The sequence below is a fragment of the Streptomyces sp. NPDC057638 genome, assembly GCF_042800315.1.
Taxonomy (GTDB): domain Bacteria; phylum Actinomycetota; class Actinomycetes; order Streptomycetales; family Streptomycetaceae; genus Streptomyces.
The window spans coordinates 1-11,372 of the sequence record NZ_JBHVHF010000268.1; the positions used below are offsets into that span (position 1 = coordinate 1).

At 74.2% G+C, this 11,372-nt stretch carries 13 protein-coding genes; 5 read left to right on the forward strand and 8 right to left on the reverse strand.

Annotation, left to right across the window (positions count from 1 at the left end):
- Positions 1-23: 23 nt before the first annotated feature.
- The 3 genes from ACFVIM_RS27370 to lexA form a co-directional block, all read right to left on the reverse strand.
- The gene (locus ACFVIM_RS27370; protein WP_384306536.1) at positions 24-965 is read right to left on the reverse strand and encodes a hypothetical protein; all 942 of its coding nucleotides are present in this window, start codon (positions 963-965) and stop codon (positions 24-26) included.
- A 285-nt stretch (positions 966-1,250) separates the two neighbouring features.
- Entirely contained in the window at positions 1,251-1,430 is a 180-nt protein-coding gene (locus ACFVIM_RS27375; protein WP_384306539.1) for a hypothetical protein, read from the reverse strand.
- 73 nt (positions 1,431-1,503) lie between these two features.
- Positions 1,504-2,289 carry a transcriptional repressor LexA gene (gene lexA / locus ACFVIM_RS27380; protein WP_384306541.1) on the reverse strand — a complete coding sequence of 262 codons (786 nt, stop codon included), beginning with the start codon at positions 2,287-2,289 and terminating at the stop codon, positions 1,504-1,506.
- Positions 2,290-2,412: 123 nt separating this feature from the next.
- On the opposite strand from lexA, the gene ACFVIM_RS27385 reads away from it, so the two are divergent.
- Positions 2,413-2,784: a hypothetical protein gene (locus tag ACFVIM_RS27385; protein WP_384306544.1), complete on the forward strand. Its 372-nt coding sequence runs from the start codon at positions 2,413-2,415 to the stop codon at positions 2,782-2,784.
- A gap of 79 nt (positions 2,785-2,863) precedes the next feature.
- On the opposite strand, the gene ACFVIM_RS27390 is transcribed toward ACFVIM_RS27385, so the two are convergent.
- The 4 genes from ACFVIM_RS27390 to ACFVIM_RS27405 all read right to left on the reverse strand — a co-directional run bounded on the left by ACFVIM_RS27390 (position 2,864) and on the right by ACFVIM_RS27405 (position 7,001).
- Entirely contained in the window at positions 2,864-3,784 is a 921-nt protein-coding gene (locus ACFVIM_RS27390) for an ETEC_3214 domain-containing protein (RefSeq protein ID WP_384306547.1), read from the reverse strand.
- Positions 3,785-3,873: 89 nt separating this feature from the next.
- On the reverse strand, positions 3,874-4,356 hold the full coding sequence (locus ACFVIM_RS27395) for a hypothetical protein (RefSeq protein WP_384306549.1): 483 nt from the start codon (positions 4,354-4,356) through the stop codon (positions 3,874-3,876).
- Positions 4,353-5,753, reverse strand: coding sequence for a hypothetical protein (locus ACFVIM_RS27400; protein ID WP_384306552.1), 1,401 nt, complete (start codon positions 5,751-5,753; stop codon positions 4,353-4,355). Before ACFVIM_RS27400 ends, ACFVIM_RS27395 begins: the two co-directional genes overlap by 4 nt.
- A 306-nt stretch (positions 5,754-6,059) precedes the next feature.
- A complete protein-coding gene (locus tag ACFVIM_RS27405) occupies positions 6,060-7,001 on the reverse strand; it encodes a hypothetical protein (protein WP_384306555.1) in 942 nt (313 codons plus the stop codon).
- 227 nt (positions 7,002-7,228) lie between these two features.
- Here ACFVIM_RS27405 and ACFVIM_RS27410 point away from each other — a divergent pair, with 227 nt between their 5' ends.
- From ACFVIM_RS27410 to ACFVIM_RS27425, 4 genes are all read left to right on the forward strand, one after another.
- Entirely contained in the window at positions 7,229-7,567 is a 339-nt protein-coding gene (locus tag ACFVIM_RS27410; RefSeq protein WP_384306558.1) for a DUF6087 family protein, read from the forward strand.
- Positions 7,564-8,043 (forward strand): hypothetical protein, encoded by a 480-nt coding sequence (locus ACFVIM_RS27415; RefSeq protein WP_384306561.1) that lies wholly within the window; start codon positions 7,564-7,566, stop codon positions 8,041-8,043. The genes ACFVIM_RS27410 and ACFVIM_RS27415 overlap by 4 nt, the downstream gene beginning before the upstream one ends.
- A gap of 289 nt (positions 8,044-8,332) precedes the next feature.
- Positions 8,333-8,851, forward strand: a complete 519-nt coding sequence (locus tag ACFVIM_RS27420; RefSeq protein WP_384306564.1) for a hypothetical protein — start codon at positions 8,333-8,335, stop codon at positions 8,849-8,851.
- 246 nt (positions 8,852-9,097) lie between these two features.
- The gene (locus ACFVIM_RS27425; protein WP_384306567.1) at positions 9,098-10,627 is read left to right on the forward strand and encodes a nuclease-related domain-containing protein; all 1,530 of its coding nucleotides are present in this window, start codon (positions 9,098-9,100) and stop codon (positions 10,625-10,627) included.
- A 232-nt stretch (positions 10,628-10,859) separates the two neighbouring features.
- Here the strand turns inward: ACFVIM_RS27425 and ACFVIM_RS27430 are convergent, their stop codons facing one another.
- A complete protein-coding gene (locus ACFVIM_RS27430; RefSeq protein ID WP_351495649.1) occupies positions 10,860-11,111 on the reverse strand; it encodes a hypothetical protein in 252 nt (83 codons plus the stop codon).
- Positions 11,112-11,372: the final 261 nt, after the last annotated feature.

Genomic DNA, 11,372 nt, shown 5'->3' on the forward strand with positions numbered 1-11,372 from the left:
GGCCCCGCCCGCCGCCGGGTGTTCTATCGCGGCGGGAAGCTCCACGCGTGGCGGTGCCCCCGGGGGCGGGGCGGTGCCGGCACGCACTCCCGCGAGCAGTGATCGGGCGGGAAGCCGGGGACACCACCACTGGCCGGGAGGGGCTCGCGGCAGGCGGCGCAGACGCCGGTCTCCTCCCGGATCCGGCGGACCGCCGCCGCCGCGACGGCGTCGAGCCGGGCGCGCTCACGGTCCATGGAGTCCCGCACCTTCTGGGCCTCGTCCGGGTCCCAGTACACCTCGTCGATCATCTCCGGGTCCTCGAACAGCCCGTGGAGCAGGGCGGAGGCGGCCTGCTCGTACACGCCCTGGGCGACGGCCACCCGGACCAGGAGATCAGCCTCGGGGGACCCTTCGAGGACAGCAGGGTCTCCACGGCGTTCGCGGTGCTGGTCGTTCCGGGCGAACGCCCACGCCTCGGCCAGGTCGACGGTCCCCTCCGGGGCGCAGGCGGCGAGGTGCTTCTCGCACCGGGTCCCGATCCAGCCGACCGGCTGCCGCGGGCAGCCGGAGACGCCGCACAGCTCGTAAGCGACGCCCCAGTTCAGGCCCAGCTCGAAGCGCCGTGCCCGCCCGGCGACGACGGCGTGCTCCCTCGCGACCACCCTCTCCGCCCGCAGCCGGGCATCGGGCCCCTCCTGCGACAGGAGCCCGGCGAGCTTCAGCACCGACTGGTACGGGACCGGGCCGCCCAGTACATCGGAGGTGAACACCGGCGACGCGAACTCCTCCTCCGCCTCACCCCAGCTGATGCCCCAGTCGATGTCCGCCCGCGGGCGGGTGACGCACTCGGCGAGCAGCTCCTTCAGCTGGAACGCACCGGGCGGCCGCACCCCGGCCAGCAGCCGGGCGGTACGGGCGTAGCGGTCCCCGGCGCTCTCGGCGACGGCCCGCACATACCTCTTGCGCTTCTTGTCCCTGGTCATGACGGTCTCCTTCACGGCATGCCCACGCCCATGCCGGAACAGGGCCATCAGGTGATCAGGAACGAGCGCACGAGTCGGTGCCCCTTGTCCGCTGGCCGGGGCGCGTGGGTGCCCAGGGCCGGGAGGCTGGCAGGTGCGTTCTGCCGCAGCGGCAGCGTAGCGCACCGTCCGGACGGTCCGGGGCGGATCGTGCCGATGGTCGCTGGAAGGGTCACCTGCCCGCGGCTGGCGGCCTGTTGACCCTGCCGCCCGGGGCGGGTAGGGCGGGGAAGGCGTTGTCCGCGGTCAGGCGGCGGGGCCCGGCACGGGGCGGGCGGCCCCGTCCTCGGCCGGGGCGGGGCCGAGGACGGCGGCGGCCACCTGGCGGGTGTGCGCGGCGGCGCGCCGTACCTCGGTGAGGGCGTCGCCCCGCTCCGACACCAGCCGGATGTAGACGGGGGTGTCGGGGCCGGTCGCCTCGTGCACGGTACTCACTTCCTGTCGGGCCCGCCGGTCGGGCGGGGCACTCCAGGCTATGCGCCCCCGCCCGGGCGGGGGACTAGACCAGGGTGCGCAGGACGGCGACGACCTTGCCGAGGATGACGGCGTCCTCGGCGGGGAGCGGGGCGTAGGCCGGGTTCTCGGCCGCCAGCCAGACGGCGCCGGGCTCGCGCCGGAGGCGCTTGACGGTGGCCTCCTCGCCGAGGAGCGCGACCACGATGTCGCCGTGCTCGGCCGTGTTCTGCCGGCGGGCGGTGATCACGTCCCCGGGGCAGATCGCGGCGCCGGTCATGCTGTCCCCGACGACGGTGAGCGCGAACAGGTCGCCGTCCCCGACGAGCCGCCGGGGGAGGGGGAGAACCTCTTCGGTGTCCTCGTGCGCGAGGAGCGGCGCTCCGGCGGCGATCCGTCCGACGAGCGGCACATGGGCCGTCCCCGTCTCCGCCGGGCCGTGCTCCGGCCCGTGCCCGGCCGCCCGGCCGGGGAGCAAGCGGTAGGCGCGCGGCCGGTGCGGATCCTTGCCGACGACCTGCTTCCTCTCCAGCGCGCCGAGCTGGTGGGCGACGGACGAGGTGCTGGAGAGCCCGACGCCCTGGCCGATCTCCCGCATCGACGGAGGGTATCCGTGCTCAGCTGTATACGCCCGAATGAGGCGGACGATGTCCGCTTGCCTCGCCGTGAGCCCGTCCGGCCCGGTGCGCACTCCCGCGGGGCGGCCGGGCCTTCCCGCTGTACGGTCTGTGGTCACGGGGCCGCTCCCCTCCGGGGTGATGGTGCTGGTCATGGACATTACCCCTGACATCGGACAACGGGAAGGATCTTTTCCGGTATCCCACCGGACCATCCCTCCCGCCGCCCCGGGGGGCATCGCACGCGCCGGGTAGTGAACGGGTGAAACCGGTGACCGGCACAAGATGCTCTCCCGTGGTGCCCGCCCTCGGCCTGCGCGCCCTGCTATCCCGTACTCATGACGAACCTGCTGATGACGCGGCCGGGCCGATACCGGTACGAGGTGACGCTGCGGCTGGCGGAGGAATGTGGTCCGCGCGAGGACTGGCCGGCCGGGCTCGAAGCCGCGGCGGCCGTGCTCTTCGCCCTGGACGAGCGCCTGCCCCGCCCGTCGTACACCCGCGTCCTCGCCGCTCTCTGGCACCACCAGCTGCACCCCGACGCGCCTGCGGCCCCGCTCAAGACCGTGGACGAAGAGGTCGCCGTCGCCGCCCTGTGCGCGATCCCGGCGGCCCTTCCCATCCCCGACGGCTTCAGGGTGCTGCTCAACGTGGCGGAGGAGGTCGACCACGAACGAGTCGGGCCCGGCCCGGCCCCCCTCCCCGTCTGACGTCCCGTCCAGTACATCGGTGAAGGCGCCCCGGGACGCGCGCCCCGTCGGCCGGGTCGGTCGGCGGGCGGCCTGTCGCTCACTCCCCCCGGCCGGGGCGCGGCCGGGCGAACCGCCGTGACTGGGGTTGTTCCCCGGTCAGGGCCTTGAGTTCGCGGCGGTGCTTCCACCGCCCCCACGCTCCGGGGGCCTTGGTCAGCGTCCGTACGGCGTCGAGATCCGGTCCGGAGCGCGGCATCTCGCCCAGCAGCTCCGCCGCGCCCGCCGGGCCGATGATCATCAGGCTGTTGACCGTCGCCTCGGTGCGGAAGCGGTCGAGGCTCTCGCGCTGCTCAGGTTCCAGACGGCCGCGGTCCGCCCAGTCGAGGAAGGCGGACCCGTCGGGGCCGAGCCGCTCCACCGCGCCGGCCGCCGTACCGTACCCGGCCTGGGAGACACCGCACGCCCATCGGGTGTAGTGGCCGGGGTTCCCGGCGTAGTAGGTCTCGTAGTATTCGGCGCGGCGCGCGCCCACCCAGGAGGCCACCGTCTCGGGTGTCCAGTCCTCCTTCGCGCCGATGTCCTCAAGCGGGGTCCGGCCGAGCCGGACGACCGAGGAGGGCCCGCTGCCGCCCCACACGGCGCCGATCCGGATCTTCGGGGCGAACCCTTTGGCGCGGGTCGTCAGGGAGTAGGCGAGGACCTGGCGCTTGCTGCTCCAGGTGACGAGGTAGCCGTCCTCTCCGAGTTTCCACACCCGCTCCCGGGGCGGCGGGCCGGGCTCGTCGTGCGCGAGCTCGAACTCGAACGCGGGCTCACCGAAGAGCGATTCGACATAGGCGGGCCGCACGCCCGGCGCCATCAGCCGGAAGCTCTTCGCCCAGGAGCGGCGCCGCCCCGGCCCTTTCGTCCACCAGGCCGAGACGGCCTTGAGTATCGCCATCCCGGCCACCACCCCGCCCATGATCTTGCCGATGTCACCGAGCGGCCCGAGCCACTCATTCCCCAGGAGCCAGTTCACGAACGGCAGTGTGCCCCGCGGCCCGCCCGCCGTGGGAGGCCCGGCCCCAATCGTTACCCCACCTCACAGGCCCTCGGGTGCCGGCAGGGTCAGTTCGGGCCGGGGACCAGCCCGGGCGCAGGGTCTGTGGTGACGGCCATCGTGCGGCACTGGCGTGCGCCGGCCATCCACCGGGACTCGCCGACGGGCAGGCACACCACCGTCATCAGCCCGGACTCCGTCCCCCGGACCTGTTCCTCCCACAGGGCCCGCAGCGCGACGGCGACCTCGGTGCCGTCGGCGGGCAGCGCCGCCGAGGCCCGGAACCACAGCCGTGCGAACAGGAGGTGGAGGTCCTGGGCGGCGTCCGCCATCCGCTGCCGCTCGCCGAGGTCGCGTGCCCGGCCGGAGATGTCGGCGGGCATCGTCCCGATACCGATCATGGCGGCGGCCGGGACCGGCAGGAGGGGAACCGTGTCCGCCAGGTGCTGGGCGAGGTCCGCCGCGGGGGTGCCGGGAATCGTGCCGACGGTCACCAGGAACAGGGCCTCGCTCACCACGGCCCGGTCCGCCGGTCCGGACTGCCCGGTCACTGCTCGGGCACCGGGTCGTCGAGGAACCGCTCCAGCGCGGCCGGGTCGAGGAGGTCGCTCCAGTCCATGCCGTCGGGGAGCACGCCGGCGTCGGCGATGAGCCGGTCCGCCTCCTCACCACCGGCCGGGCGGAGGGCGGCGGTCAGACCGGCCTCGTGCCGGGCCCGCAGCGGCAGGCTCCCCTCCGCCGCGCTCGCCCCGGTGAGGTAGGCCGTGGCCAGCGGGGTGAGCCGGACGGCGTGCTCCGCCAGGAATGCGGCGAACACCGCCGTGCCGGGGCGGGCGGCGTTCGCCGCTTCCCCGCCCGCGGGATACGGGAGAGCGAGGTGGTCGAAGAGGACGGCGATGACGCTCCCGGGCTCTCCGTCGGGCCCGGTGTGGGGGAGCGGCGGCCACAGCGCGCGTCCCCCGGAGCGCGCCGCGTTGAAGACGGCGAGGAGGAGCCTGCGCAGGGTGACGATCGTGAGGGCCGGGTCACCGGCCGCGAGCGGGGCTCCGGCCGGGCGCGGGACGAGGAGGCGGCCGGTGAACCGCTGCCGCACGACCGCCGCGCCGCGCAGCAGCGCCGCGAGGGTCTGCTCGCCCGCGAACACCGCCGCCCCCAAAGTGGCCTCCGCCGTGCCCTCCTGGGCGGCGAACTCCCCGCCGGACAGCGGCCAGCCGACCTCCCACCGCCACTGCTCCCGGACCGGGCCGGTGGTCCGGCCCCACATCACCTCGTCCCAGCGGCCCGGAGGCCGCCGGGCGGGCTCAGCCGTGACGCGGGCTTCGAGGACGTGCCGTGTACCGGGCACCGGGCTGCGCCCGGTCCGCGACGGGCCGGTGGCCTCCCAGCGGAGGGGTGCCGGGGTGTGCTCGGACACGCGCAGCAGGCCGTCGCCGAGGTCGGCCAGGTGCTGGAGCAGCGCCTGGCGCACCAGGGAGCGCTGGGCTTCGCTCCACCGGCCGGGCGCCGTAGCGGCGAGGGCGTCGAGGAAGGCGTCCTGGCGCACGAACGCGCCTCCTCCCGTGCCGGGCGGTTCGCCGGGGGCCAGGTCTTCGGCCGGGAGCGCGAAGTCCGCGCGGCGCAGCGCGAACCCCTCGGCGGCGTCTTGAAGCTCGGCCCCGGACAGGCGGTTCACCAGGGCGGCCAGCGAGTCCACGAGGGTGACGGCTTGCCAGGGCATGACCGGGGCGGTGGCGGGCAGCGCGGGCCAGTCCTGCGCGGTGTGGCCCAGGTCGCCGATCCGCAGGGCTCCCAGCGGCGCCGCGTCGAGGCGGGCGAACGCGCCGGCGGCCAGCTGCGCGGCGAGCGGACTGCGGGGCCGCGCCACGCCGAGGAAGGCGCTCACCGTGCCCGTCAGGTCGTTCCGGTCGCAGCCCAGTGTCCGGGTGGCTCGCTCCATGCGGGACGTCACGCCAGGTCTCATCTCTCGGGTCGGCACCGCTTGGGGGCGCGAACCGGCGTGCGGGCCGCGTAAGTTCGCGGGTCCGGGCCGGGGCGCCGTGCCGGGGCAGTGTCCCATCCTGCGGCCGTCCGCCGCCGACAACCGGGCGGATTGCCCTGTTCGGGTGAATCTCCGGCCGGTCCGCCCCCGACAGGCCCCCGGGCCCGATAGAAAGGGTGTCTGCTGTGTGCTCTGGGCCCGGTGGCCGTTCCCGAGAGTGGCCACGGCAGGAACGGGTCTGGGGCGGTGCGGCCGTGACGGCGGGCTGCGGCTCGCCTATGCCTGGCCGGGCAGCCGGTCCAGGTGGCGCAGCACGGCGGCCCGCTCGGCGGCGGACCGCTCCCGGGCGGCGGCCAGCGCGTCGAGGTCGACGGCGGCTTCCAGGCCGGCGCGGACCTCGGTCACGAGCTGTGCGGGGGACAGGGCCTCGGCCTGTACCGTCGCGGGCATGTGAGCGCCCCGGCGGTCGGTGCTCTTCTGCGGGGCGCTCGGCAGCCGGTACCGGCGGATCTGCTCCGGTGTCACGGCAAGCCGTGTAAACCGCGGCGCAGGACAGGAGCCGAGCTCCGGGACGAACGCCAGCACGTCGGCGGCCGCCGCGTCCAGAATGGACAAACCGGACGGATCATGGTCCCCGATCGACAAGACGTGGGTCTGCCTTGCCCGTCCGGCGATCCGCAGAGCCGCGTCGTGCTTGGCGGTGACCGACTCGAACCCGCCGGAGCTGTAGGTGCTGACCCCGTACCCGGCCGCGACCGCGCCCACCATGGCGACGGCGCCCTGGCTCTCCACCCACACTTCGACGACCACGGGTTGCCCGTCACTCAGATCGTGCTGATAGCCCCGGGCCTGGAGGCGGAGTCCGTCGAAGAACTCCTCCGGCCCGGCGTACCCGCCGGCCGGCCAGGACGACGGGCCCTCGTCCCGGACCGCCCCCATCGGGATCATCCGCGCCCTGCGGGCGCGGTTCAGCGTCTCGATCAGCCGGTCGTACCCGGCCTCCGTCTTCTCGTACCCGAACGCGCCCACCATCCGATAGAAAATCTGGCGAGCCGTCAGATTTCCATACTCCCGGTACTCCTCCAGGACGCTCTCGATCTGGCGGACCAGCTCCACCGTCCGAGGCCGCGGCCTCCACGGGGCGAAGCCCCGCACCCGCGTACGGGTGTACGTGCGGCCGGACACCGGCAGGCGCCGGGACTCCGCGGCATCGGTCACGACCACATCCTCCGCCCCGGGGAGAGCGCCCGGCGCGCGAACCGGCGCGGGCGCTCTCCCTGCGATCCGTGGGGGACGGAATCGTGCACGCCCGGTCAACGACCCACCGCCCCCGCCGGTCACGCACCCACCCGCCAAAAGCGGGAACCAGCCCGCACAGAACGTCAACTGGCCGGATCCACTCCCATCCGCCCCGGACGGGCACCCGGGTACGGCAGGCTGACGCCATGAACAACGACCAGCCGGAGCCGGAGCCGCTGGGGGAGTGGCTGGCCCGCCGCGACGCCCGCCGAGAGTCGTCCCGGGGCCGCCTGCGGGCCGTGCCGCTCACCTCCGGCCCGCACCGCGGCGCCCACATCGACCCCGCAATGCCCCGCGCGATCCAGCGGTGGGACGGCGACAGCTGGGTCCCGGTGACCGTCGCCGCGAACCTCGCCGAGACGAAGAAGCTGCTCCACCCCGCACCCCCGCCCACCACGGCACCGGCCCCGTCGTGGGACCGGCCGGCGCTCGGGCCCGGCACCGGGCGCCACCGCCGCACCGCACCCCGGGACGGCGCCTCATGACGGGCTGGGCAAAGGACCCGCGCCGGCCCGCACTCGTCCACGCGCTGCTCCCATTGCTGGAGGACAGCTGCCCGCCGGACGGCCACGGCTACGGCGGGGCGTTCGAACTGCGCCTGCCGGACGAGGAGGTGGTGGGGCTCGGCGGGGTGGAGCTGCTGCGCTCGGCACTGCGGGCCGCCGCCCGGGAGCTGGGCTGGCGTGTCGAGTCCTTCGCCTGGGCGGGGACGATCCACGGGACCATGGCGGGAGTCCGGGACCTGCGCGAGCCGCCCCCCGGCACGGCGGCGGCTGTGGAGGCCCACTGGGAGCGGCGGCTCCAGGCGGCCGTCGAGCTGGGCAGACGCTCCCGCCCGGCGGATGCCCCGCTGCCGCCGGGTGCAACGGACTGGGCCGCCCTCGCCGCCGCGTTCCGCACCGCCCACGCCCGGGCCCTCGACGCAACCGGGCCCACCGCGCCCCGGACACCGCAGGGGTGAGGGTCGGGCGAAGCCAGCAGGGCCGATCCTCTTCGACATGCCCGCGCGGAGCCGGTACCCCTGTCCACGGGCTCCGGGGGAGCACCCGCGCGCCGCTGTCACCGCCCGGCGGTCACACCGCTTCCCCCGGACACACCACCGCCCGCGCCCCGGCGTACCGGGACCGTCCTGAACGGCCGGACGATTGCCGGGCCCCGGCCAACCCCGTCGGCTCACCGTGGCCGGTCTCACAAGTGGCCAACATGGCGCAAAGTAGCCTTGAGCAGCGATAACGGGGCATCGTGGGGACATGTTCGCCAAGCTCCACCAAGCCCTGACCCGACTCCGGGCCCCGGACCGCACTCCCTCCCCACCCCCTGCCGCTCCACTCCCGGCACCCGCCCCCGACGCCCCGGCCACCCCTGCTGCGCCGGTGGTGATCGACGCGGCGTCACTGGCCCGCATCGAGCGCATCCGGGCCGCCCTGGAAGCGGTTGGCCCGCACCTGGAGCCGGTCCCGGCTCCGCAGTGGCTCGCCAGCGTCGCGGCCGGCCGCACCGTACCCGCGGACGACGGCCGGCTGAAGGAGATCAGCACCCACCTGTGGGGCGCCCCGGCAGCCGCCGCCCTCACCGACCACGACTGCGCGAAACTGCTCGACCAGATCGAGGCCCTCGGCGTGCTCAAGGAGATGCGCGCGGCCGGCATCGAGATCCTCTGCACCCGCGGCGCCACGTTCAAGACCGCCGCCGACCTGCGCGCGGCCTACGAGCACGCCCTGGAGCTCACGGCGCGGGCCGAGCGGGCGCACGGGAACGCGGCGGCCTGATCCGCACCAGGTTCCCGGTGCGGGGATTGAGGAACATCGCTGCCGGATCGTGCGCCTGTACGCTCCGTGATCGCAATGCCGCAGACGAGGTGCTGGTGGCCCGGTCGGGCTGCTGACGCTCACAGGCCGAACACCGTGCGGGCCTGCTGGGTGAGGGCTTGCCCGTAGCAGCCCGGATTGGGCGGGCGTGCCGACGAACGGAAACCCGGTGCGCGACGAGTGCGGCGGGGTGCAGAATCGTCGGCCATGCGGCGAACCCTCTCCCCTTACCCCGTTCTGGAGACCCAGTACTTCGAACGGGTCCTGCGCCACGACCCGAACTCGCTGACGCAGTTGATCGCGGCCACCAGTGCCAGCCTTCCGTCCGCCCGCAACCTGGGCTCCAAGGGCCTCGGCCTGTACACGCCGGGAGCCCTGCTCGACGCGGCCTGGGTCTCCCTGGCCCGCGGCCGGGACGGCCGACCCGCCGCCACCGACCGCGACCTCCAGCAGATCCTCGACCTGTACCTGGCCCTGGACGACCCGGTCACCCAAGCCCCGGAAGGCATGAAGCGCTGGGAGGGGTACCTGCAGCGGACCATCCACCAGCAGGGCCCGTGGCAGGAGGACGAGTACTCGCAGCTGAGCCGGTCCATCGCCATGCTGGAGCAGACCCCCTACCCGGACGACGCGGACAACCCGCTGGAGGTCATCCTCCCGGGCTGGGACCGCGACGTGCTCGGCTGCTCCTTGGCGGACTACCTCGGCATCGCCCACCTCGTCTGGGCCTGCGCCACCGCCCACCCGAATCCGCGCCGCCGCGGCCGGTTCGCTCTGGACTGGTACCCCGCCGAGGACTACGACCAGTTTGACGGACTCCGCTCCCCCGCCCAGATCAAGGCGGTCCTGAACCGGCACTTCGTCACCACCAAGACCAAGCTCCGTGCGGCCTTCCCGGCCGACAGCGACCCGCTCTTGCGCCGCTACACCCACAACCCGCTCCGCTCCCACCCGCTGGTCGGCGGCGTCCCGGGCGGCTACCTCATCCCAGTGCCGGCCGCCGTGCTGGGCAAGGCCACCCCGCTCGGCCTCTACTACACCGGGGGCGACAACAACTCGGCCTGGGGCAAGGCGTTCACCAACGACCTCGGCAACCTCTTCGAGCACTACGTCGGCCGCCACCTCGACCTGCTGCCCGACGCCGAGGTCCACCCCGAGATCCAGGTCAAGATCTCCAAGAAGGTAAGCAAGAAGACGATCGACTTCTTCGTTGTTTTCCCCGACCTGGTCCTGTTGGTGGAGGTGAAGTCGTTCCGGCCAAGCGAGCAGCTGCGGCTCGGCGGGCCCGACTTCACCACGCTCCTCGCCAAGCAGTTCACGAAGCCGTTCGAGCAGATCAACAGGTCGGTCCGCCTCCTGCGCTCCGGCGAGCACCAAGAGCTCGCCGGAATCCCCACCGACCGCCGGATGCTCGGGATGGTGGTGACCATGGAGCAGTTCCACCAGATCAACACCCCAGCCCACCGCGTGGCCCTGCCCGACACCGACATCCCCGTGATGGTCACCTCCATCGCCGACCTGGAGGACGCGGTCACCATCACCGGGACGAGCCTGGCCGATCTCCTCTGCGCGGCCTACGACGCCGACGCCGTGTACCTGCGCCAGCTGTTCCCCCAGTACGAGTTCCTGGAGTACAACGCTGTCCTGGAGCAGGGCTGGTCCGCGATCCCGTTCGCTCGCCCCCGCCAGCCGCGGGCCCAGGAAGCTCGTGCCGCCGAGTCCGGCAGCACCGGCTGAGCCGACCCCGAGCCACCCGGAGTTCGGGGGTCGAGGAACAACGCTGCCGCACGATCCGGCAGCGTTGCTCCTCGACCCCCGGTGCCCGCCCACGCCCTTGCCGCAACCAGCCCGCCAGCGGCACTCCCACTCCGTACGCACCGCCGTCGGCAACGGGAGGTGGTGAGACCCCACCGGACGCGTGCCCGGCAGGCCTACGCCCCTGGGTTCCCGGGAGCGCCCCCGATCCGGTTCACCGGCGGACGCGGTACCACGGGGCGAGACCGAGGAGGAGCTGGAGGGTGCGGCGGGCCGCTGTGCGGTGCTCGGGACGGCGGGCGTAGGCGGCGCCGACGGCGAGCACGGCCAGCAGCAGCACCAGAAGCAGGATCGCGGCCCCGCACACGGCCGCGGCCGTCCGCCCTCCGGCGGTGGAGGCGAGTACGGCGGGCACCCCGATCGCGCACAGGGCGACGGTACGGCGGCCGGTGGGACGGGTGTTCATGATGAAGGGGACCTCCCGGTTCAGACGGTGGACGCGGTGCGGCCGGAGCCGTACCGCTGGTGAACCCCAGTCAGCCAGAGGCCGTTTTTCTGTTGTGCGGGCACTTCGCGGGGTTCTAGGTTCGCTGCGGACGGGCCTGCGGACGAAGCGCGCCTGCCCTGACCCGGGGAAGTCGGGACTGCGCAGGTCAGGACCACGGCGATGGCGCGGGCCGCCGTGGTTCTGCCGCGCCCCGGGAACGCCGTACGGTCGGCGTTCCCG

Coding starts and splice junctions, on each gene's coding strand:
- ACFVIM_RS27420 (WP_384306564.1), top strand. CDS start 8,333: ATGTTCGCCAAGCTCCACCAAGCCCTGACCCGACTCCGGGCCCCGGAC.
- ACFVIM_RS27425 (WP_384306567.1), top strand. CDS start 9,098: ATGCGGCGAACCCTCTCCCCTTACCCCGTTCTGGAGACCCAGTACTTC.
- ACFVIM_RS27430 (WP_351495649.1), bottom strand. CDS start 11,111: ATGAACACCCGTCCCACCGGCCGCCGTACCGTCGCCCTGTGCGCGATC.
- lexA (WP_384306541.1), bottom strand. CDS start 2,289: ATGGTCCGGTGGGATACCGGAAAAGATCCTTCCCGTTGTCCGATGTCA.
- ACFVIM_RS27385 (WP_384306544.1), top strand. CDS start 2,413: ATGACGAACCTGCTGATGACGCGGCCGGGCCGATACCGGTACGAGGTG.
- ACFVIM_RS27370 (WP_384306536.1), bottom strand. CDS start 965: ATGACCAGGGACAAGAAGCGCAAGAGGTATGTGCGGGCCGTCGCCGAG.
- ACFVIM_RS27415 (WP_384306561.1), top strand. CDS start 7,564: ATGACGGGCTGGGCAAAGGACCCGCGCCGGCCCGCACTCGTCCACGCG.
- ACFVIM_RS27410 (WP_384306558.1), top strand. CDS start 7,229: ATGAACAACGACCAGCCGGAGCCGGAGCCGCTGGGGGAGTGGCTGGCC.